Below are 21391 nucleotides of genomic sequence, written 5' to 3' on the forward strand. Positions count from 1 at the left end.
AGTTGTTTTGCCGCAACCAGTGGGCAGCTCCTGAGCACGTTGTTCTTAGTGCTATGGAGCTTAGGTTAGCGCGGATGTGCTTAATGCCTAAGGCTCGGCAAACGCATCGCCGACAGCGAACTATTCGTCACCACGCCGATCATCGCTTACGACGCCCTGACCGTGACGCCCTAGCTTTGGGGTACGCCACGGCAGCGTTGAGACAACGAAAAAGAGCCGTTCGTGTCTGGTCCGATCGACCTCCAAGAAGGCGACGCGGGATGGGATGATAGTACACATCTATGGACGAGTCCGCCGACAGCGCCAGAGTTAGCGCCGCCGACCTGTCACAGGCGCGATGGTTTTCGGCCGCCTTAGTCCGCCGGCGTCGACGAACGTTTCCATACATGGGATTCCGGACTGCTGTGTGCGGTACGCCCGGTACAGCTGTGCCATTCCGCTTCTCGTGCGCCACCGAGGCCGGTTGTCGCAGATCCGACACGCGAGGCGGAGCAACGGGCGGTGGCGGCGAAATGCCAGTGATTTCCGTCTTCTGTGTGCTCTGGCACGAGAGTTGCGATCTGTTGAACGATCCATAACAGCGGGACGTGCGATGATTGATTTGACGGAGAGCGCGGTGAATGCGGTGAAGGCAGCGATCTCGATGGCGCCGCAACAAACGAGCGGTTTGCGCATCATAGTCGAAACCGGCGGCTGCGCCGGGTTCAAGTACGTGATGGCCCTCGCCGTGGAAGCCAATCCGGACGATACTGTTATCGAGCGTCACGGCGTCAAGCTGTTCGTCGATCGCAAGAGCCTGACGCACCTCAACGGCACCACCATGGACTTCGTCGTGGGTCTAGATGGCTCCGGTTTCACGTTTGATAACCCCAATGTGAACTCACACAACGACTAACGAAGTAGCGATGTGATGCACGCACTGCCCGAGTCCCTATGGAATCAGAGAGCATCGCATCCGCCGTGCGAAGAGCGCACGAGCAGCGGCTCCCGCAACCAGAAGTTCAGATCATGAAAGTCACGATCCGCCGCTCAACGGAGACCGGTCTGTCGATTTACGTGCCGAAGAAGGATCTCGAGGAGCCAATCGTCGAAGCCGAGCACGAGACGCTGTGGGGCGGGTGGATCAAGATCGCCAATGGCTGGGTGCTCGACCTGCCGCACATGGCCTCCGACACCCAGTTGCCCATCACGATCAGCGCCAGGAAGCGGGGCGGAGAGGGATAGGAGTGATGAATGCGCTCGCCCCATACACGAATTCGCCGGCCCCACCCCGGCGCTGAAGCACATCAGAAGACCTCACCAAGTCCGCCCATGCCCCGTGAGAAGGCACCCCTGCAAGCGCCTTCGCCAAGCCACATTCGTTTTCGCCGCTTAAGTTGCCGCCAATCAGAAGAGGCTAGTAAAATTGCGCAACGGGAAGCCCTCTTCGCCGGGCGCTGCCATTTGACCCCGCCCACCTGGCGTAGCCCGCACCGATCTCGGCGATGATCGCTGGTACGGTTTTTTTTATGGCAAGCCGCGAAAGAAGGATGGACCACAGTCATAAGGCGTGCTGCATCGGCTACGGTCTTCACGTTTTTCGCCTGCAGCAGAAAACGGGCAACTCCTGCGCACCTACCGGGCTGTTGAAGAACTCAGCCGCGTCTACAGCGAACGCAAAGTCGTCGCCAATGTGGATCTAGAAGTGGCTCATCGCCGACACATGACAACTCGGTGCGGGGCGATCCGTGGCGGGTGACTTGGCAGCCATCAAGGAAGCCCTTCAGGGCAGCGAAGGCACATTTGTTGTCGGGCTTGTCCTCGAAGGTGAGATGCGCCTCTTCGACAAGATCGAGAAACTCTCTGTCCCGGTTGTCCATCTTGACAATGTTCGTCAGCGACCGGCCAAGCCCCAGCCGAAGCCGTGCACCTTAGCCTTCAGCCCGGTCCCGCGATAAGATTCGGCAATCGCACCAGCTTGTAGGCGGTGGCAACGAAGATAGAGGCCCATTTGGCGCGCTCACCACCATGAAACCTGTCTCTTGCCCGGCAACCGTATTGATCCCGCCGAATGCCTCCCGACCCGCTTGCAGATGCGCTGGCTTACGGCTAGTGACCGACCCAAACTCAGAGCTACGGCCGCTGGTATTCTGTGAAACATGCGCGTCACGTTCATCGAGCGCGGCTCATTGACGAACTCTTCCGCATCGTGGGCCGGCCATTCAGCACGCGGCTCCATCATGTGCAGCGCTGCGATGCATTCGGCATGCCCGCCAGCATGAGGCAGGCGTCGGCCAGCCGGTCGTGGCGGTTCTGCATCAGCCCGTGTCCACAGTGGCGTCCTCTTGCCTTTGCCCTTCCTGCAGCGCGGTAGCGCCTAGCATCGGGACTGGTGGTCGACGCATGGAGGTCCTTCCAGCGTGTTTTGGCTATGGAAGTCGGGCCGGCGGCTCGCCAGAGTCGTCCTTCGGACTGCCGATTGAGCACCCGGCCGCCGTTTTTCGAGAACATCGAACATCCCGGACCACGTCGTCACCCCCGATTGCGACAAACCAGCGGACAGCGGGCGGGTATTCCAGCCGCTCTTCACAAGCCGTTCCGCGCGGATCAAATAAAACGCCTGCAACAGCGTCGCCCGCAGCAGCTTCACTCTGCGAGATCGCAGCCCGTCCAATCGTCGAATAGAGCGCAGCGCAGTCCCGCTCCAACGCCGACAGCGCCTCGTTCACAATCGTTAGAATCGCGGCGGATGATCACGCCGCACCCGCGTCTCCAGATCAAGCTAGCTATACAGCTCGCCCATTCGATTATCGCCGCGACCCAGGCACCATCTCCGAAGTTTGTCGGAGCCGCCAATGGATCACGGTACCACCATCAGCGGCGAGCGACTTTTTTTCAACGGCCTGCTAGAACGCGACGGACGCCCCTACGCTTGGCGGGCGTCCCCCTTCGGCGCGCGACCAAACGCTGTCTTTAGAGCGAACTCCTCTTTGCGCCCTGGGCTTCAATTCGATTCATTTTAATTTGCGCGCGCGGCCAGGTTCGGGCTGACGCTCTGGCTCATGATAGCCAGATACGATCGGTCGAACCGGGGATGCGCAGACCATTTTCGTAAAAGCGCTCTCTGGTAACGCCAAATTCGTCCATTTTCCAACGTGCGTCGGCTACCCGACATACTCGACTTCTGTAACGACCAATCTTGCAGGCGCAAACCAGCGCATGGACCCAACGCTGGCATAGAGGTTGCTGAAGGCCGTTCTAGAACGACGCATCAGACGCTTGGCAAGATCCGAGCTTCCAATCTATTCGGTCTCCAGGGAGAATGACCAAATGTACGCTTCAGCTCAACACGGCGCTAGCAGGAGCGATATCCTCACCGCTCTCGGCGATACCAAGCAGGTCGGGCGCAAGAGCTGCAGCACCTCAGGTTGTTGCGGTCAAGGAAAGTGCGGATCGCAAAAAGGGCAGGGAGATCTGCCGTCCGGACTCTGGGACAAAGTGAAGACCCATCCATGCTATAGCGAGGAGGCGCATCATCACTACGCGCGCATGCATGTCGCGGTGGCACCCGCTTGCAATATTCAGTGTAACTACTGTAATCGCAAATACGACTGCGCAAACGAGTCGCGCCCTGGCGTGGTCAGCGAGAGGCTGTCGCCCGAACAAGCTGTCAAGAAAGTACTGGCGGTCGCCTCGGCCGTCCCGCAGATGACGGTGCTCGGCATTGCTGGCCCGGGCGATCCGCTGGCGAACCCCAAAAGGACGTTCAAAACCTTCGAGCTAGTCAAGACCGCGGCCCCCGACATAAAGCTGTGCCTGTCCACAAATGGGCTTATGCTGCCGGATTACATCGACGCCATTTCCAATTTCAACGTCGACCATGTCACGATCACCATCAACACGGTCGATCCTGAGATCGGCACTCGGATCTATCCTTGGATCTTCTATAAGCACAAGCGTTACACCGGCCATGAAGCGGCTAAGATTTTGACTGAACGCCAGCTTCAGGGGCTTCAGATGCTCACCGAGCGCGGTGTCCTCACCAAAGTCAACTCTGTAATGATACCGGGGATTAACGACCATCACCTTGCGGAGGTCAACAAGGTAGTGAAATCGCGCGGCGGTTTTTTGCACAACATCATGCCGCTTATCTCCTCACCGGAGCACGGCACTGCTTTCGGCGCCAGCGGTCAGCGTGGCCCGAGCCCTCAGGAGTTGAAAGCCGTTCAAGACTCCTGCGAAGGCGAGATGATTATGATGCGGCACTGCCGTCAGTGCCGCGCTGACGCTGTCGGTCTGCTTGGCGAGAGCCGCACCGCCGAGTTCACCATCGAGAGGATCATGTCAATGGAGCTGAACTACGATATGGACACCCGTAAGGCTTACCGAGCCAAGGTCGAGAAGGAGCGCGCCGCTATGATTGTGGCAGGGCATGACGCGCTTGTCGGACTGGCGGATGTGTCAAGCGACATCAAGGTGCTGGCTGCGGTCGCGACTAAGGGCTCTGGTCTGATCAATGAGCACTTTGGCCACGCTGCGGAGTTCCAGGTTTACGAGCTCTCGAAGGCAGGGGCGAAATTCGTAGGCCACCGCCGCGTCGATGTCTATTGCCAGGGCGGCTACGGCGAGGAGGGCAGCTTGGCTTCGATTATCAGCGCAATCAATGATTGCCACGCAGTGTTCGTGGCTAAGATCGGCGCCTGCCCGAGGGAGGCCCTGATCAAGGCAGGCATCACGCCAGTCGATCAATTCGCCCATGACTTCATCGTCAAGTCGGCGATCGTGTGGTTCACAGCCTATCTGAAGAAAGTCAACAGCGGCGAGATTGCACACGTGCAGCGCATTCAGGCCGGCAGTCGCAACGCCACGGTTATTTCTGCAGCTTGAGGAGACATCAATGCCATTCAAGATCGTTTCTTCGCAATGTACGGGCTGCTCCGCCTGCGAGCTGGAATGTCCGAATGCAGCAATCTTTGAGAGGGATGGCTCTTTCGTAATCGATTCAAAGAAGTGCACTGAGTGCATCGGGCACTTCGACGAGCCGCAATGTGTGGCCGTTTGTCCTGTGGACAGAACCTGCGTCATCGATACCTCGCTACCGCGCTACCAAGCGCCTGCTAGAGGGGAAACAGCATGACCTTCATGGTCATACCGACAACGCGCCAATCGACGTCAAGAATGCCCCGCAGCGACCGCGGCATTGGAGGCAGCTTTCTGCTCGGGCGACTGCTCCCAGCCTGGCAGCCGCCCGAGCGTAACCGCTGAGCCCCGACCGGCGGGCCGGGTCGCCGAGCGGCGGCTCGAGATCCAGGAGCTACTGGAGCTCGACCCCAGCGATACAATCGACGCCAAGGTTTTGCTGAACGTGTTCGAGAGGACAGACACTATGATGAGTTATGGCGGCGTCGAGGCTCTCGACCGGAACGCCAGGTCGACGCAATCGTTGTCTGAATTGGCGGTCCATGGCGCGGGCGCCTACCAGATCAGTCGCGCTTAGGTGTACCATTGCTAGCACCGCACCGCCTTTTCCTCGCCCAGCGCCTCGACGAGGCCCACCCGCCATATTCGCGTATCGTCGCTGCGCAATCGCAGTAGGGCTCTCATTCTGGTCTTGCGTCACCTCTGCTGGGCGATCTCGTCAACAGATCCGCGGGCATCCCCTCAACGCCTGGCCGAGCAATTTGGTGTGCCGTCGCGAAACGCTCCGCATCGCGCGACGAAGATGCGAGTTCGAAAGCCGATCGAGAATGGCAGCCTGCAGCCGATCGTTGCCGGCGAGGCCGGCGAAAACTCAGATGCTAGCATGTACCGGCTAACACCGGAGCTCCCTGGAGGGATAATCAAGACGAGGCCAATGTCCACCCGGTCGTGGCCCAAGGCATTTTACGCATGGCTACCCGGCATGCTTACCTAACGCCACGCTGCAGTGCACTTGACGGCCCGCCATCCGACATCCATTTCAGCGTTACGGCTCGTGCCGTGGCTGGCGAGCTCATGGTGCGGGGCGAAAGCCATGATAGCCTCGTGCAAAACGCGCGCGGCCGCCGGCCACCCCTCCGCTGGAGCGAGGAAATGCGAGTATGAGCGACCACGTGAACGACGACGACTTTATCGAGCTAACGGCCCAGCCGTTTTTCAGCTATGGAGAGAAAGTGCGGGCAACGCGCACCATTCGAAATGATGGGACGTATGCTGGCAAGGAGATCGGCGAGGTTCTCGCTGTGAAGGGCGAGATCGGCTATGTCGTCTCGATTGGCACCTTCCTCCAGCGATTCTACATTTATGGCGTCGATTTCATCGAAAGCGGTCGCCGCGTCGGGATGAAGCGCAAGGAGCTTGATCGCGTTGCGCCGCGCGACGGCATCAGGCACGTCCAGTTACCGGACGAGTGCTGATAGTCGCGCTGGATTGACAATTGTTAGTCGCCGGCACGTAAGGGGCAGTCGATCGGCACCACGACCGCGTCTTTTCCAAGAATCGACCGACGATGTCTAGGCGCGCGCCGACCAACTAGGCGCATTATGTTGCTGACCGACACTATGCAGACCTGTCGATCCAAATCGTTGATTCCGCGGGTGGCGGTCGGTCGCCTCCCAGGCGAGAAAGCGGGCGGTACGCATGCGCTTGCGGCACGAAGGCATCACCGGATGCACATCGAAACATGAGAGGGCACACGAGCGACGCATCTACGTACGATTATTCCAGTGAGAACGTGCTTTTATGGAAGATCGCACACACGGCGGTGCTTCTGCACGGCAGGACAACGGCGGCCGGTGCACACTTCCGGCTCTTCGCTGGCCAATGGCCGGCCTGAGGCCTCGCGATCGACGCTCGCTTCAGCGCTCGTCAGCCAGGGGTAAGACCAGAATATCCCAGAGCATTGGCGTAACTAGGCGCCGCCGCATCCGACCCGGCTCGCTCTATCTCGGCTCTCGGGTTTCCCTGCCGCGGCCAGTCCAGCCATAACGTGACAGGCGTCTTCCTAAGGAAGCCGCACCATCGCTGTGCGGTCCATTGCTCGCGCCAGAAGCTCCTTCTTATCGCGCTTTGGCGAGGCGCCTGCAGTTCAGGTTGCCCGAACGTCTTCAAGCACCTGCATGATTGCAACAGCCGTTAGCGCCAGTATTCATCGCTTATCCGTGGCTTCGTCGCACTTGTCGACGACAGCGAGATGTTCGCGCCGGGAGCGCGCTTCCTGCCTTAGGCGATCGGTTTAACGCTGCGCTCCATCAAGAAGGCGCCGAACAGCAGCCGAGCAGGGTTCAGCCAGCCCACGCCCCTTTCGGGAGAGTCGGCCTCCGCCCGAGGCGAGGCTGTCGCTCTCGATTCCCGCATGCGACAGGCTCTGGGCGGCATAGCTGATCCACTTTCGTCCGTCACAGACATTGGACAATGGCTCCTTAACTGTCGCAATACCGATCTGCACCGACGCGTCTAAACGCTAGCGCCCAACCTGAAGCAACCTTTCCCCCGCCTATGGCGGCGCAGATACGCTGTGATCTTACCATGGCGGCGCTCCTTTGTCTGGATCCTCACACTGGCCTGACTTTCGTAGAGGCGACATCCCTTCCAACTTCGGCTCCGGGCGAACCACTTTGCGAGCGTACTCAGCGCCTTAGTCCGCGCGGAGCCAACGGCACACCAGTTGCACTTCGCATACAGCAACACGGTGGGAGCTGAGAGCTCGGCTGGCGGCTCCAAACTCTCCCTACCGAATCCTCGGGTCGCCGCTTCTGACGGTGGCTCAATGCGACGCGAGACTGCGCGGTGCTTTTGGCACCCGCTTAATGGAGATGAACATGTCGTCACTGAGGCAAATCGCATTTTACGGCAAAGGTGGTATCGGAAAGTCGACTACGTCCCAGAACACGCTCGCAGCGCTTGCTGAGATGGGCCACAGAATCCTTATCGTGGGATGCGATCCTAAGGCGGACTCTACGCGCTTGATCCTGCACGCTAAGGCGCAAGACACCATTCTCAGCCTCGCCGCCAGTGTCGGCAGCGTCGAAGACCTTGAGATCGAGGACGTCATGAAAATCGGATATAAGGACATCCGCTGCGTGGAGTCCGGTGGTCCAGAGCCTGGCGTCGGTTGTGCTGGGCGGGGGGTCATCACCTCCATCAATTTTCTAGAACACAACGGTGCCTATGAGGACATCGACTACGTATCCTACGACGTGCTCGGCGACGTCGTCTGCGGCGGCTTCGCAATGCCGATCCGCGAGAACAAGGCGCAGGAAATCTACATTGTGATGTCCGGCGAGATGATGGCCATGTACGCCGCCAATAACATCTCCAAAGGCATTCTGAAATACGCCCATTCAGGCGGCGTCCGTCTTGGGGGGCTTGTCTGCAACGAGCGTCAGACCGACAAGGAGCTGGAGCTAGCGGACGCGCTGGCGAAGAAGCTGGGAACTCAGCTCATCTACTTCGTGCCGCGAGACAACATCGTGCAGCATGCTGAGCTGCGCCGCATGACGGTGCTGGAGTATGCGCCGGACTCCAAGCAGGCGGATCATTATCGCAACCTTGCATCCAAGATACACAACAACGGCGGGAAGGGCGTTGTTCCGACCCCGATCAGCATGGACGAGCTGGAGGATATGCTGATGGAACACGGGATCATGAAGGCGGTAGACGAGAGCCAGATCGGCAAAACCGCGGCCCAGCCCGCGACGCCATAAGGATCCTGCCGGTCTCCTCGTCTCATGGGGCCGGCTATCCAGCGGTCTTTCCAATAGCGGCGGGGCATTTCTTGGCTGAGGTGCAAGCGAGTAACATGGAAGTGTCGAACTCTCGATCGGCTGAGCCGAGCGCCGTTGTGCAACAGGTCGGAATCGCGCTCTATCGACTGCTCACGGGCAGCAACCCAGCGGAAGCCGAAATCAGCGCCGACGATGATTTCGATCGTCATGCACTGGCCTCAATCCTGGTCGCTGCCGCGTTGGATGGCGGCTCGATCGTAGAACGCGTTGGAATTCCAGAGCATGCCCTGAGAAAACTGCTCGCCGGCTTTTTCCCGGCGGCCGCGGCCCGCGCCTTCACATGGATACCAAACTCATCCTCCGACGTCCATGACGAAACCGCTGTCCTGCGCGAGCTCCTGCTCGCGCAGCGTTCGACTGCCGGCGACGTCGGCCATTGGCTCGCGGCAATGGTAGCGCGACGTGCAATGGAGCCTCACCACCTCTGGCAGGATCTCGGGCTGCGCGGGCGTACGGAGCTGTCCCGTCTCCTGACGCGCCATTTCGCGCCACTGGCCCGCCGGAACACCGGGAATATGCGTTGGAAGCGCTTCTTCTATCGCGTGCTCTGCGAACGCGATAGTTTAGGTATGTGCAGGGCGCCAGTCTGCACCCAATGCGCCGATTTTGGTCGTTGCTTTGGCGAAGAGAGCGGTGAGAGCCGCCTGGTCGAACGCAAGCTGTAGCTGAGGTGGCACGTGCATTGCTCACTTCGATGATTGGAATGAATATGGAAAGACCCAGATGACGGCACCCCGCCCGACACCATCAGACCTTGATCAGTCCCGATCTCTCGTCGACCAACAACATCATCTCGACCGATGGCACACCAAGCGCCAACCTCCAGAAAGCAAGACGGTGCCGATCGCATCAGCGCTAATTTCCGCAAGCATCAACAACGCCACAGCTTCATGGGGAAGTGACGGCCTTGCGCGAACACCGGTCCGTCGTGCCAGCCAACTCGTCCGACGACGGTCGGCTCCGGACTACCAGCATCGGCCACTGTTGCCGACGCCCGGAGTGAGCGCGCCGATGCGGACTCGCGGCGTGCAGATCGCCACCAATTAGATCGCACCGGGCCGGACGTTGAGGCGCAACGCTCGCTCGGCATATCAGCGCACCCGCGAAGCAGACCCGGCCGGTAGAGACCGCAGAGTATGAAGGAACTTGAATGTCTGATGGAATTATCGCGCGCCTCAGCAAAGCCGCTTCTGCCGAAGAGTTCTTCGCTCTGTTAGGCGTCGACTACGATCCTAAAGTGGTCAACGTTGCGCGGCTGCACATTCTCAGGCGCATGGGCGAATATCTTGCTAAGGAGAGCCTTAGCGATCTGGCGGACGACAGCGTTGCTAAACGGTGCAAACTCGTGCTTGAGCGCGCATATTCAGATTTCGTCACGTCACCGCCGATTGAACAGCGCGTGTTCAAGGTCTTAAAGGACGCCGCGCCCGACACCAAGCCTGTACCCGTACTAGTGCAGATTGGTAACGAAATTGAACTGCCCTCTGTCGGACTGGCTACGCCTAGTCGCAGCGGCGTACTGCCCTCCGGGCGCCTAGCGGTTACACCCGAAACCTCCGCCGACTGAAACGTTCTCGTTCTCGTTGGTGTGATTGCCATTCCACTCTGAACTGTTTTGGGGAGATTAGTCTTGGAGAAGATCATGCACTTGCTCGTTTGCATCAAGCAGGTTCCAGACTCCGGACAGATCCGCGTGCATCCCGTGACAAATACCATCATGCGTCAGGGCGTGCCGACCATCATCAACCCGTACGATCTCTTTGCATTGGAAGCTGCCCTTGAGCTACGCGATCAGTTCGGCGGCGAAGTCACGGTGTTGACTATGGGCCCCCCTTCTGCCGAGGACAGTCTTCGCAAGGCGCTCACCTTCGGCGCGGATCGTGCGGTGCTCCTGACCGATCGCTTTTTCGCGGGCGCGGACCCCCTAGCCACAACCTACGCTTTGGCGACAGCGATCCGTAGGATCTCGAGCGAGTTCGGCGCCCCTGACATTGTCTTCACAGGAAAGCAGACCATCGATGGAGACACCGCACAGGTCGGCCCTGGCATCGCAAAACGGCTTGGCCTGTTTCAGCTCACCTATGTTGGCAAGATCAGCGCACTGGACTTGCATGCCCGCACCATCGACGTCGAGCGACGCTCTGAGGGTGGCGTCCAGTTGCTTCGGACACGGCTCCCCTGCCTGGTCACGATGCTCGAAGCGACGAACCAGATCCGCCGCGGTGCGATGGCTGATGCGCTGCGCGCTGCCCGCGCGACGATCCTGAAATGGAGCGCGCAACAGGCGGGGGTTGATGACATTTCACAATGCGGCTTGCGGGGCTCGCCCACCGTCGTCAAGCGCGTTTTCGCACCAGCCGCCCGCAACGAGAAGGCCACGATGATAGAGCCTGACGAGCAGCCCGCGGAGGCATTGATCAACGCTATTTTCAGGTGCCGGCCGGCCCTCGAGATCGAGCTCGCGGCACTGGCGCGCGGCTATTGAGCTAAAGAAAGGCGCAACATGAATACCGCATCTGAAATCGGCGCTTCCCCTTCGAGTCGCGCCGCGGCTAAGAAGCAGCTGTCTGACCGCTTCAAGACCTACAAACATGTGTGGGTCTTCATCGAGCAAGAACGCGGCCAGGTCCACTCTGTATCCTGGGAGCTAATGGGCGTTGGCCGCAAGCTTGCTGACAAGCTCAAAGTTGATCTCGCCGCAGTGGTGATCGGGCAAGAGGGCGAGGCATCGCAGGCCGCCGCTACCGAGTCGTTCTGCTACGGAGCCGACCTTGTCTATATGGTCGCCGATGATCTGCTCAAGGACTATCGCAACGAATCCTATATCAAGGCGCTCACCAAGCTCGTCAATAGCTACAAGCCCGAGATCTTGCTCCTAGGCGCGACCACTCTAGGCCGCGACCTAGCAGGTTCAGTCGCAACGACATTGCGCACTGGTCTGACTGCCGATTGCACAGAGCTCGACGTCGATGCCGACGGTTCCCTCGCCGCGACGCGTCCGACCTTTGGCGGCTCGCTGCTATGCACGATCTATACGCTGAACTACCGTCCGCAGATGGCTACAGTCCGGCCGCGCGTGATGCCTGTGCCAGAACGCTGCGCGCGCCCGATCGGCCGCATCATCACCCTCCCGCTTGGACTTGTCGAGGACGATATCGTAACGAAGGTGCTGTCGTTCCTACCGGATCGCGATTCCGCACGATCCAATCTCGCTTATGCCGATGTTGTCGTTGCCGGAGGCCTCGGCCTTGGTTCGTCTGAAAACTTCCGGCTCGTGCGCCGGCTCGCCGACGTGCTAGGTGCCGAGTTTGGCTGCTCGCGCCCCCTGGTGCAAAAGGGTTGGGTCACATCCGACCGGCAAATTGGCCAAACCGGCAAAACCATCAGGCCAAAGCTCTACATCGCCGCCGGAATCTCCGGAGCCATTCAGCACCGCGTCGGTGTCGACGGCGCCGACCTTATCGTCGCCATCAACACCGAAAGGAACGCGCCTATCTTCGAGTTCTCGCATTTAGGCATTGTCGAGGACGCGATCCGGTTGCTGCCAATCCTGACCGAGGCGTTTCGCGCCCGGCTGTCGCCGCATTCGCGCGACCGGATCGCAGGATAGGACAAGGAGAGACCTCGTGACCGCGGAAACATTTGACATCATCGTCGTCGGGGCAGGTATGGCCGGCAATGCAGCGGCGCTCACGCTTGCCAAGCACGGCCTGAAGGTTCTTCAGCTCGAGCGTGGCGAATATCCCGGGTCGAAGAACGTGCAGGGTGCGATCCTCTATGCCGATATGCTGGAGGCGCTTGTCGCTAACTTTCGACAAGACGCGCCGCTTGAGCGGCATCTGGTCGAACAGCGCTTCTGGATGATGGATGACCGCTCTCACACCGGCCTGCACTACCGCTCCGACGACTTCAACGAAGAAAGGCCGAACCGCTATACTATCATCCGCGCTCAGTTCGATAGGTGGTTCTCGCAGAAAGTTCGCGAAGCTGGCGCCACGGTGCTATGCGAGACAACGGCAACCGAACTAATGCAAGATGCTAACGGCAAGGTGGTGGGTGTGCGGACTGACCGCGCCGATGGCGAGATCCATGCTGGCGCGGTGGTCCTCGCGGAAGGCGTCAACGGCCTTCTTGGCACGCGGGCCGGCGTACGCAAGCGGCCTACGCCGGACACGGTCGCACTCGCCGTGAAGGAGATGCACTTCCTACCGCGCGAAGTTATCGAGGCCCGCTTCAATCTTAAGGGCGATGAAGGGCTCGTCATTGAGGCTGCGGGCACCATCTCCCGCGGCATGACAGGCATGGGCTTCATCTACACCAATAAGGAATGCATCTCCCTTGGCATCGGATGCCTGGTCGCGCACTTCACAAGCACCGGGGAAACACCGTATGGTCTGCTCGATCGCTTCAAGCGGCATCCTTCGGTCGCTCCGCTGATCGAGGGATCGGAAGTCAAGGAATATGCCGCTCACCTCATTCCCGAGGGTGGCTTCAAGGCCATTCCGCAGCTATATGGCGAGGGCTGGGTCGTCGTAGGCGACGCCGCTCAACTCAACAACGCTATGCATCGCGAGGGCTCAAACCTCGCAATGACATCGGGGCGACTCGCGGCCGAAGCGATCATCCAAGTCAAGTCGCGCGGCGCCCCAATGACAGCGACGAATCTGTCAATTTACAAGACGATGTTGGACCATTCGTTTGTCATTAGGGACCTAAGGAAGTACAAAGACATGCCCGCGCTGATGCACACCTACTCCCGGAACTTTTTTCTGACATATCCGGAGCTCGTCTCGGAATCGATGCAGAATTTCTTGCGGGTCGACGGGACACCAAAGGCCGAAAAGGAAAAGCAATCACTAAACTCCTTCGTCAAGAGCCGTTCGTGGAGCGGCCTGCTCGGTGATGCCGTTCGCCTCGCGCGCGCTTGGCGGTAACGCTTCTCTCACACCCCCATGAGGGCTAACCATGTCGACCGACCGATCCGCGCGCGTCGAGGACAGGCTATTCTACAACCGCTACCTGCTTGATCCTGGGCACCCTCACATCAAGGTGCGGCCACACACGATGCCATCCTCGGAGCTCGTGAGCATGCTGACAACCTGCCCGGCTCACTGCTATGTAGCTAACGACAAGCACCAGATAGAAGTCGCCGTGGACGGCTGCATCGAGTGCGGCACTTGCCGCGTGATCTGCGAGGAGAGAGGTGACATCGAGTGGAGCTATCCGCGAGGTGGTTACGGCGTACTGTTCAAGTTTGGCTAATAATTCGGCTCAACGTAGCTGTGATCTTTCAGGAAGTGCCCATCCGTTCTGAACCGAGAAAGCTGAGTTTCCGAAGCTGCAGTGTTCTGGGAGAGACCGGATGAACACCCACAAGAATGCGCCGTTGATGCCCAAAGGTCGATAGGCGATGCTGCGGAGGAGTAGGCTGCCGCAAGCCGATGGCTGACCTGTGAAACATCTTGCCGAAGACGATTGAAAATAGGTCAAGCGGTTCCGCGCGGAAGGTGTTGCTTGGTTGCGCAATCGCTCCTCCAGACCCTTTCGTCGCCAAGTCCCGCCAGCCACATGTGCAGGCTTCGACGCATTGCGCCGACATCTACACCGGCACGCAGATCGCCGACCAGGTCGAAGTGTCGACGGCCGCCGTCAGCCATCCTCGTCGCTTAGAATTGAACCGGATCGCGAGGAGCTGACTGAGCGGGGAAGGCCGATATGAGCGTGAAAGCCCAGGCGAGATCATTCACATCGACATCATAACGCTGTGGCGTTTTTGGAGGGATCGGAGACGGCATTACCCGGCGCTCCCAGCCCGTCTACATTGACGACCACTCCCGTGTCGCCTTTTCCGAGATCAAGCCATTGGCGCCCAAGGGACGCTGCTGCCTTTCGGACGTCCCTAAGACCCGCGCGGCATTTTTGGTTCGGCGTGCAATAGACGTGTTTCTGTTGCCTAACCTCGTCTGCAATGTCCCCGGCCGCGCGCCGCAAGCCGTCCATCACCGGAACAGTTGCGCCCCTCCACGTGCTCAACGCCGCGGGATTTGGTTACGCGAAGAAGTACTCACACCATGATCGCGCAATCATCAAAACCTCCGGCCTGCTGATGTTGCCATTCAGAGAGACATTTTCTCTTTCTTAAATTGACCATTGACCCATTTCTGTCGTCTCCCCTAAGAAGCGCAGCTGCAACGAATGCGGATTGAACACAACCGGGGATCGCAGATGAGCCACATATCTCAAGCGCCCAGTGCGCGAGTGACGATTCCGCTCCTTCAACAATGGAAGGAGGAACGGCGGCGCATAACGATGACCACCGCCTATGACGCCGTGACAGCGCGGATTGCCGATTCCATCGTCGATATCCTCCTCGTGGGCGACAGCGTCGGCAATGTCTGTCTCGGCTACGACAATACCCTTCCGGTCAGCATGCCGATGATGAACTATCATCTGGAGGCTGTCGCGCGCACAAGACCTCGTGCGCTGCTCGTGGCTGATATGCCGTTTCTCAGCTTCCATGTCAGCCCGCAGGAAACTATCCGCAACGCAGGTGGCTTCCTGCAACGGGGAGCAGATGCCGTCAAGCTGGAAGGGGGCGCCAAGCGCATCGACATGATACGCGCGCTGGTCCAATGCGAAATCCCGGTGATGGGACACCTCGGCCTCACCCCGCAAAGCGTCAACGTCATGGGCGGCTTCAGGGTGCAGGGTCGCACGAGCGAGGCTGCATTGCAACTGCTCGAGGACGCGCACCGGTTAGAGCAAGCGGGATGCTTTGCGCTCGTGCTCGAGGGCATTCCGGCCGAGCTTGCAGCGCGTGTGACCGAGATCCTGAAGATTCCGACCATTGGGATCGGCGCGGGAGCGAAATGTTCGGGCCAGGTACTCGTGTTCCACGACGTGGTCGGATTGACGGAGGGGCACCGGCCGAAATTCGTGCGCCCCTATTCGAACGGATTTCAGGTCTTGCAGGATGCCCTCGCAAGCTGGGCGACCGATGTCCGGGAGGGCACATTTCCGGACGCTCAGGAGTCCTACCGTTTGCCGGAATCCCTGGCGGAGGTCGTCGCAAACTGGACGCCAGGCGAGCGGGACGGAATTTAGCGTCGTGCGCACCATAAAAACCGTCCGCGAGCTGCGCCGCGCCCTCGCTGGTCACAAACCGAATGGTCGCGTCGGATTTGTGCCCACAATGGGATACCTGCACGATGGTCATCTCGCGCTTGTTAAAGCGAGCCGGGCACGCTGCAACACCACGGTCGTCAGCATCTTCGTCAACCCGGCCCAGTTTGGCCCGAAGGAAGATCTCAGCGTGTATCCACGGGACTTCCCCCGAGACGAACGACTGTGCCGCGAGGCTGACGTCGATATTATCTTTGCTCCCGGGGCGGAGGAAGTGTATCGGTCGGGGTTCGACACCTTTGTCGAACCGGGTGCACCGGCACAGCCCCTCTGTGGCCCGTTCAGGCCCGGCCACTTTCGGGGTGTTACGACCGTCGTCTGCAAGCTGTTCAACATGGTGCAGCCTGATCTGGCGTTCTTCGGACAAAAGGACTTTCAGCAATGTGCCGTAGTGCGGCGGATGGTCACCGATCTCAATCTCCCGATCGAAATCGTCACCGTCCCGACGGTTCGCGATCCGGACGGGCTCGCCATGAGCAGCCGGAACCGCTATCTCAGCGCTCCTGAACGCAGCAGCGCCCTTTCCATCAGCCGCGGCCTTTTCGCAGCAAAGGCTGTCTTTCAGGCAGGCGAGCGCGATTCCATCCGGCTGTTGTCACTCGCCAGGCAGACTATAGAGATCGACGAGCTGCAATACCTGGAAATCGTCGATGCCGAAACGCTCACGCCAGCTACAAGCGAGCTGACGCGTCCTGCTGCGATTTGTGTCGCAGGTTATGTTGGCTCAACCCGGCTGATCGACAACATCCTGCTCGATACCACGGAGGCTCGCAGGCTGACCGCGCGGTGATAAGCGAGCACGATCTCCGTCGCGCCAGGAGGCAGGGCGGTGCTCCAGCGCGCGTGCTGATCCCAGCCGCGCTCACTGCGATGATGTTGCAGCTCGTTCGACCTTTTGCACCTTGAGTGCACGACGCTTCATTGTCGCCGTCAGCTTTTTTGCTTTTGCCGGGCGAGGTTTCTTTGGAAAAACGATGCCGGCTTGAGATAGCTCCTTCGGTCCGCGCTTCGTCATCATCATTCTCCGAACATATCTGGTTGATTTCGGGACGGCGCCGCAGCAGCTAACGCCGCACACCTGGCCGCTCGCCAGCTCGCGGCGGTGAAGCTGGATGTCGCGCGCCGCCTGGCGCGCTGAGCAGCAAAAACAAAGCCCTGTTAGCCTCATACCGGGCGGCCAGCCGGCTACGTTTTGAACCTGCCATGACCAGCATCCCTTCATCCGTCGAGAGCGACCAGAACCAGCCGCGGCCACGGCGAGTGAGCAAAATCTCATAATAGGGAAAACGGTCGGACATCGAATCCATTGTTCGTCTGCGCGCGGCGAGTTCCGGACCACCCGCTCGGCCGCGCCTGCCTAGCGGATGGGTTCACATCCAACCGTTGGGGGGCGTGCTGAACAGCTGGATCGGCCTGTTGCAATCCCGCTGCGGTGAAAATCATCAACAAATCCCAGTTCAACGCCGAATTCCGCCAGGACAGCCGGGTCCGTTCTTGCCCCTAGTTGCGCAATGTCGTCCGTGTTCGTTGACACCCGGCCTGGGTGCGTCATCCGGGCTAACAGTTTATATTGTCCTACTTTCAGACGAAAGATCAAATTTGCAACGTGCCTGCTCGTGCCCTTATTTTCCTTCACGTTTTCGGAGTCGCCCGTGTTGGACCCAGCGACGAGTGTCCTTCTCCGCGCCGTGCTTGATGAGGTCTGCCAGGAGATCTCCCGCAGTGAAACTGGCCTTCGTGCCCATGTCGCCTCCAAGTTGATCGAAGCCGCAACCAAGGGTGAGACAACAGCGGAGCGCCTAAGGCAGGTCGCGCTTGAGGCACTTCGCTCGACGCCGACGATGTGGCGCTAGGGAAGGGCGTGGCTGTGACTTTCAAGGTTCGTGTTGAACATCCTGGCCACCGGCAAAGACGGCCTCGCACAGATGCCGGATCTCAAGCAAATATACCAGGTTTAGCTACGGTGGATCCGATTAGGCCAAGCGCTCGAGAAGAATGATCGCATACTTGAGCTAGCCTTTTCTCAGAAGTTGATCGAGCGCATCGATCGAGATAGCGCGTCACCGAACAGAGCCCCGTGCCCTGGAGGCGATGGAAGTAAAGTCGCCTGCTGTCAGCGAGGGCACCAATATCAACAGCGCTTTTCTCGATGCGATTGTAGCTGGCGAGCCGCAGCGCATGACAACAAGCAAGCCGGTGTTCTAGCGACGCCTTTGGCTGCACGCGGATGGAGCCGGTCGCCAAGGCGGCCGGCAGCGGCCCGCACGTCTGCATCTAAACGCATCATACGCTCGTGAAGGTAAGATCGTGCTGAGGGGAAATTTAGCTAGGCCTTCCGGCCTTCTGAGGTTGGAGCGCGCTAATTTTGCTCGGGCGCATCTCATGCCTCGCCCTGGTTATTGGAACATGCTGGCTTCTGGGCGGTTCAATGAAAGGGCCCTTGTGCCCCCACGGTCCTGCCGCATACCCCCAAAGCCCCCCAAAGGCGGGACCGTGCCCCCGCGGAGTCCGCCATGGCATTCCCGACCGAAGAGCAGATCAAAAACAAGGCCCACGAGCTCTGGGAGAAAGCAGGCAGGCCGGAAGGGCGCGAACTCGAATTCTGGCATCAAGCCGAACGCGAGCTGCAGGAGCAGGCAGAGCGCGGCGCTCCGGAAAATGGCTCGCCTGACGCGATTTAGCCGCCGCCGTTTGGCACTCTCTACACGGGATCATGTTGTGCGTGCCCGCAAGACCGCCCGAGCGGAGTGAGCGACGAGCAGACGGGTGGAAACGGTTCGGCCGGGTTATTCGTCAACGTCAACTCTCATCTCGCGTGAGCTCTGCACGTCTGATTGGACGGGCCTCAAACCGCTGGCCATTCAGATCCACGTCCGTCTTCCTCTTCTTCAATGCCGGTCGTTGTCGATGGCGTCGTTCGTTCCGCGCTCGCTCGGCATGTTTTCTGGCTTGGAGCGCGGATCAATCGCTCACGCGCACATTAAAGCGCGATGAGAATGAGATGAATCCTCGTCGCGCTTTAGGTTATTGTTTGAGCCTCCGAAAACCGCTGCACACTTCTCGGGATCATGCTCTAGAAGTTTTCAGTGTTTTGGCAGTGGTGAGGATAACCCGAGCAGCCCCAGAATTTGAAATGGGTTGTGTGATTCTCCCGGATTTTCATAGAGCGACCGCAGGCGGGGCAGGTCTTGCGAGCAAATACCCGCTGGTCCTTCGCCAGCGTCATGATCCTGACTTCGCCGGCGCCGCTGGCGGCGAGTGTCCGGACACATTCCCCGGTGGTCTCCCCGGTCGTGTAGACATCGTCGATCAGCAAGATCTTGTTATTGTTCCATCTGAAATTAGAATGGAAAGCGCCTTTGATTGCTTCGGCGCGCTCCAGCGAATTCATCTGCTTGTAGCCCTCGATTTCCTTGACGACACGCAGGCCCTTCAGCTCCAGTTCGATGTCCTCATCGAAATGATCTGCTGCCTCATTGAGCAGCAATTCAAAGCGATTGCGCTGTTGAGAAGGCTTCATCGGAACCGGCACAACATAGTCCGGTGCCCAGTCGAGGGTTGCGATGGCTCGACCTACGGCCTCACCGAGAATCTTGGCGTGGGTATCATCACTCTTCAGCGACAACACGGCTGCGCTCACGCTTCGCCAATATAGCCGCGGCCAGGAATGTTCGCGTCTCAGCAAGGTGGATGCCTTCGACATGAAGACGTCCGGTGCACTGGAGGAAAGCTCGAAGATTGACGTAGGCCCCCATCGGACCGCAACAGAAGTCACCCCGGCATGGTAACTGGCTTCGATGTCACCGACATCATCACCGATGTAGAGCGTTTCCGTCGTCGCAGCCACGCCGACACGACGTAGCGCTTCCAGGATCGGCTCGGGGTCGGGTTTGTGGTTCTGGGTATTGCCGTAGCTGACCAGCACGTCGTAAGGGATGCGGAATTGCTGGAGGACTGAAGTCGCGTACCATTCAGGCGAAGAGGTGACGATGCCGATCCTCTGTCCGTCCGCCCTGAGAAGGGCGGGAAGCTCATGAGGCGCCGCGCGGCCTTGCGCGGGGAACGGCCGGATCAGATGCATATTCTGCCGGACATTGTCCCACATCTGAAAGCGACGTTGCTGCGCAATGGCCGAGCTATCGAAAAGCGTCATGTCGAGGTCAAACAGGAACATCCCAGCCGTTAGAGCATCGACATCTGCGTGGGTGACGACGGCGGAGCGACTGTTTGGGTTTCGCCACCAGCCAAGCGGCTTTCCAATAAGCCAAGCATGGAGGCGTAGTCTTCCTTGCTGGCTAGCGGCACAGCCACCGGGCGGTTGCCATACCTCTCGGCGAGTATGCGTCGGTAGTCACCTTCAGCCCGCACAGCTTCGGCGAAGCGGCTCGCGGGCAACTGCGTCATGGCCAAGATGCCCTGGCTCTTAGGCTCTGTGGCATGACGGCCCTGCGGCACTGGCGCAAACAGCACGCGGTCCTGTTGGATCGTGAAGCGCACCGTGTGCATCGAGCCGCCCTTGATGTCTGTCTGCATGACAAAGGTTGCTATCGAAAGCCCGCTTTGCAGGCGATCGCGCTGCACAAGATTGCGCGGGGATGGCGGCACGCCGAAAGGCTGCTCGCTGATCAGCGCGCCATCCTTTTCCAGAATCTCTTCGGCGAGCTTGCTATTCTGCTTCGGGTAAATGCCCTCAAGACCACCCGCCATCACAGCGACGGTCCGCCCGCCGTGATGCAATGCGCTTTGGTGGCTCAACGTATCGACGCCGATCGCAAGGCCACTCACGATCGCCCAATTGGCGCCGACCAGTGTCTCCACGATCCTATCGCTGACGATTTCGCCGAATTCGGACGGCTCGCGCGTGCCGATGCAAGCGACGCTGCGGCGCGGCGGAAGCTGGCCCTTCACAAACAGGATGGGCGGGCGATCGGCAAGAGAGCGCAGAGCCACTGGATAATCCGTATCGAAGATCGACAGAACACGCACCCCACGCCGATCCGCCTCGTCGAGCACTCGCTGTGCCTTCTCGCTGGCTTTAACAATGGCGGCGGGCTCCTGAAGGCATTCAGCCACCGCGGCCGAAACGACCGATCGAAGCTTCGCAGGCTCGGCGCCCAAAATCGCTTCAAGAAGCGAGAATCGTTCAGCGAGACGCTCGGCCGTAGCAGGGCCGATACCGCGCAAAGCGGTGAGTGTGAGAATGCCGGCTGCAGTTCGTGTCTCGGTGCCAATCATCGCATTCAACGCCTTTCAAATTGCCCTACTTCGGCGTTCTAGAACGACAGTCTCTCTTAAGGACGAGGATGAACGAGTCCGAGGTTAACGCAGTAAATGGCGAGCACCCTAGGAGATCGGCGGCGGCGAAGGATCAAGATTGCCGTGAACACGAACTTGCGCTTGGCATCCGCACATCGATGGACATCTGCACAATAGGTCATCACAGCGTAAGCAGGCAAGCCGGCCTA

General features: G+C 59.5%; 19 protein-coding genes and 2 pseudogenes. 17 read left to right on the forward strand and 4 right to left on the reverse strand.

Annotation, left to right across the window (positions count from 1 at the left end; genetic code table 11):
• Positions 1 to 592: 592 nt before the first annotated feature.
• The 3 genes from X268_RS37895 to X268_RS39795 all read left to right on the forward strand — a co-directional run bounded on the left by X268_RS37895 (position 593) and on the right by X268_RS39795 (position 1937).
• Positions 593 to 895 carry a HesB/IscA family protein gene (locus X268_RS37895; RefSeq protein WP_128929925.1) on the forward strand — a complete coding sequence of 101 codons (303 nt, stop codon included), beginning with the start codon at positions 593 to 595 and terminating at the stop codon, positions 893 to 895.
• A 113-nt stretch (positions 896 to 1008) separates the two neighbouring features.
• Positions 1009 to 1224 (forward strand): putative nitrogen fixation protein NifT, encoded by a 216-nt coding sequence (gene nifT, locus X268_RS37900; RefSeq protein WP_128929926.1) that lies wholly within the window; start codon positions 1009 to 1011, stop codon positions 1222 to 1224.
• Positions 1225 to 1739: 515 nt separating this feature from the next.
• Positions 1740 to 1937, forward strand: coding sequence for a hypothetical protein (locus tag X268_RS39795; RefSeq protein ID WP_164934261.1), 198 nt, complete (start codon positions 1740 to 1742; stop codon positions 1935 to 1937).
• Between the two features lie 122 nt (positions 1938 to 2059).
• Here the strand turns inward: X268_RS39795 and X268_RS37910 are convergent.
• Positions 2060 to 2755: pseudogene (locus X268_RS37910) on the reverse strand (transposase); the annotation flags it as partial.
• Positions 2756 to 3309: 554 nt separating this feature from the next.
• On the opposite strand from X268_RS37910, the gene nifB reads away from it, so the two are divergent.
• The 13 genes and pseudogenes from nifB to panC all read left to right on the forward strand — a co-directional run bounded on the left by nifB (position 3310) and on the right by panC (position 16716).
• Complete coding sequence (nifB, locus tag X268_RS37915; protein WP_128929927.1) at positions 3310 to 4866, forward strand: nitrogenase cofactor biosynthesis protein NifB; 1557 nt, start codon at positions 3310 to 3312, stop codon at positions 4864 to 4866.
• A gap of 10 nt (positions 4867 to 4876) precedes the next feature.
• Positions 4877 to 5116 carry a 4Fe-4S binding protein gene (locus X268_RS37920; RefSeq protein WP_128929928.1) on the forward strand — a complete coding sequence of 80 codons (240 nt, stop codon included), beginning with the start codon at positions 4877 to 4879 and terminating at the stop codon, positions 5114 to 5116.
• A 943-nt stretch (positions 5117 to 6059) separates the two neighbouring features.
• Positions 6060 to 6374, forward strand: a complete 315-nt coding sequence (locus tag X268_RS37925) for a nitrogen fixation protein NifZ (RefSeq protein WP_128929929.1) — start codon at positions 6060 to 6062, stop codon at positions 6372 to 6374.
• Positions 6375 to 7778: 1404 nt separating this feature from the next.
• Complete coding sequence (gene nifH, locus X268_RS37930) at positions 7779 to 8663, forward strand: nitrogenase iron protein (RefSeq protein ID WP_128929930.1); 885 nt, start codon at positions 7779 to 7781, stop codon at positions 8661 to 8663.
• Between the two features lie 95 nt (positions 8664 to 8758).
• On the forward strand, positions 8759 to 9409 hold the full coding sequence (locus X268_RS37935) for a nitrogen fixation protein NifQ (RefSeq protein ID WP_128929931.1): 651 nt from the start codon (positions 8759 to 8761) through the stop codon (positions 9407 to 9409).
• 485 nt (positions 9410 to 9894) lie between these two features.
• A pseudogene (gene nifW, locus X268_RS37940) lies at positions 9895 to 10206 on the forward strand (nitrogenase stabilizing/protective protein NifW); the annotation flags it as partial.
• Between the two features lie 180 nt (positions 10207 to 10386).
• Positions 10387 to 11229 (forward strand): electron transfer flavoprotein subunit beta/FixA family protein, encoded by an 843-nt coding sequence (locus X268_RS37945; protein WP_128930195.1) that lies wholly within the window; start codon positions 10387 to 10389, stop codon positions 11227 to 11229.
• Positions 11230 to 11247: 18 nt separating this feature from the next.
• Positions 11248 to 12354: an electron transfer flavoprotein subunit alpha/FixB family protein gene (locus X268_RS37950; RefSeq protein WP_128929933.1), complete on the forward strand. Its 1107-nt coding sequence runs from the start codon at positions 11248 to 11250 to the stop codon at positions 12352 to 12354.
• A 16-nt stretch (positions 12355 to 12370) separates the two neighbouring features.
• Positions 12371 to 13678 carry an FAD-dependent oxidoreductase gene (locus X268_RS37955; protein WP_128929934.1) on the forward strand — a complete coding sequence of 436 codons (1308 nt, stop codon included), beginning with the start codon at positions 12371 to 12373 and terminating at the stop codon, positions 13676 to 13678.
• A gap of 31 nt (positions 13679 to 13709) precedes the next feature.
• The gene (locus X268_RS37960; protein WP_128929935.1) at positions 13710 to 14006 is read left to right on the forward strand and encodes a ferredoxin family protein; all 297 of its coding nucleotides are present in this window, start codon (positions 13710 to 13712) and stop codon (positions 14004 to 14006) included.
• 200 nt (positions 14007 to 14206) lie between these two features.
• Entirely contained in the window at positions 14207 to 14440 is a 234-nt protein-coding gene (locus X268_RS37965; protein WP_128929936.1) for a hypothetical protein, read from the forward strand.
• Between the two features lie 529 nt (positions 14441 to 14969).
• Entirely contained in the window at positions 14970 to 15848 is an 879-nt protein-coding gene (panB, locus tag X268_RS37970) for a 3-methyl-2-oxobutanoate hydroxymethyltransferase (RefSeq protein WP_128929937.1), read from the forward strand.
• Between the two features lie 4 nt (positions 15849 to 15852).
• A complete protein-coding gene (gene panC, locus X268_RS37975; protein WP_164934262.1) occupies positions 15853 to 16716 on the forward strand; it encodes a pantoate--beta-alanine ligase in 864 nt (287 codons plus the stop codon).
• 72 nt (positions 16717 to 16788) lie between these two features.
• Here the strand turns inward: panC and X268_RS39800 are convergent, their stop codons facing one another.
• Complete coding sequence (locus X268_RS39800; protein ID WP_164934263.1) at positions 16789 to 16941, reverse strand: hypothetical protein; 153 nt, start codon at positions 16939 to 16941, stop codon at positions 16789 to 16791.
• Between the two features lie 1498 nt (positions 16942 to 18439).
• Between X268_RS39800 and X268_RS37985 the strand changes: the two genes are divergently transcribed.
• Positions 18440 to 18607, forward strand: a complete 168-nt coding sequence (locus X268_RS37985; protein WP_128929940.1) for a DUF2934 domain-containing protein — start codon at positions 18440 to 18442, stop codon at positions 18605 to 18607.
• Positions 18608 to 18999: 392 nt separating this feature from the next.
• Here the strand turns inward: X268_RS37985 and X268_RS37990 are convergent, their stop codons facing one another.
• Positions 19000 to 20100, reverse strand: coding sequence for an HAD-IA family hydrolase (locus X268_RS37990; protein ID WP_128929941.1), 1101 nt, complete (start codon positions 20098 to 20100; stop codon positions 19000 to 19002).
• 8 nt (positions 20101 to 20108) lie between these two features.
• On the reverse strand, positions 20109 to 21161 hold the full coding sequence (locus X268_RS37995; protein ID WP_128929942.1) for a DNA-processing protein DprA: 1053 nt from the start codon (positions 21159 to 21161) through the stop codon (positions 20109 to 20111).
• Positions 21162 to 21391: the final 230 nt, after the last annotated feature.

The sequence above is a fragment of the Bradyrhizobium guangxiense genome (assembly GCF_004114915.1).
Classification (GTDB): domain Bacteria; phylum Pseudomonadota; class Alphaproteobacteria; order Rhizobiales; family Xanthobacteraceae; genus Bradyrhizobium; species Bradyrhizobium guangxiense.

What these genes read in the sequence shown, in the direction of transcription:
- X268_RS37935 (WP_128929931.1), top strand. Translation starts at nt 8,759, where the DNA reads ATGGAAGTGTCGAACTCTCGATCGGCTGAGCCGAGCGCCGTTGTGCAA.
- X268_RS37920 (WP_128929928.1), top strand. Translation starts at nt 4,877, where the DNA reads ATGCCATTCAAGATCGTTTCTTCGCAATGTACGGGCTGCTCCGCCTGC.
- nifT (WP_128929926.1), top strand. Translation starts at nt 1,009, where the DNA reads ATGAAAGTCACGATCCGCCGCTCAACGGAGACCGGTCTGTCGATTTAC.
- X268_RS37950 (WP_128929933.1), top strand. Translation starts at nt 11,248, where the DNA reads ATGAATACCGCATCTGAAATCGGCGCTTCCCCTTCGAGTCGCGCCGCG.
- X268_RS37990 (WP_128929941.1), bottom strand. Translation starts at nt 20,100, where the DNA reads ATGTTCCTGTTTGACCTCGACATGACGCTTTTCGATAGCTCGGCCATT.
- panB (WP_128929937.1), top strand. Translation starts at nt 14,970, where the DNA reads ATGAGCCACATATCTCAAGCGCCCAGTGCGCGAGTGACGATTCCGCTC.
- X268_RS37945 (WP_128930195.1), top strand. Translation starts at nt 10,387, where the DNA reads ATGCACTTGCTCGTTTGCATCAAGCAGGTTCCAGACTCCGGACAGATC.
- X268_RS37960 (WP_128929935.1), top strand. Translation starts at nt 13,710, where the DNA reads ATGTCGACCGACCGATCCGCGCGCGTCGAGGACAGGCTATTCTACAAC.
- X268_RS39800 (WP_164934263.1), bottom strand. Translation starts at nt 16,941, where the DNA reads ATGACGAAGCGCGGACCGAAGGAGCTATCTCAAGCCGGCATCGTTTTT.
- X268_RS37895 (WP_128929925.1), top strand. Translation starts at nt 593, where the DNA reads ATGATTGATTTGACGGAGAGCGCGGTGAATGCGGTGAAGGCAGCGATC.
- X268_RS37985 (WP_128929940.1), top strand. Translation starts at nt 18,440, where the DNA reads ATGGCATTCCCGACCGAAGAGCAGATCAAAAACAAGGCCCACGAGCTC.
- X268_RS37925 (WP_128929929.1), top strand. Translation starts at nt 6,060, where the DNA reads ATGAGCGACCACGTGAACGACGACGACTTTATCGAGCTAACGGCCCAG.
- nifH (WP_128929930.1), top strand. Translation starts at nt 7,779, where the DNA reads ATGTCGTCACTGAGGCAAATCGCATTTTACGGCAAAGGTGGTATCGGA.
- nifB (WP_128929927.1), top strand. Translation starts at nt 3,310, where the DNA reads ATGTACGCTTCAGCTCAACACGGCGCTAGCAGGAGCGATATCCTCACC.
- X268_RS37995 (WP_128929942.1), bottom strand. Translation starts at nt 21,161, where the DNA reads ATGATTGGCACCGAGACACGAACTGCAGCCGGCATTCTCACACTCACC.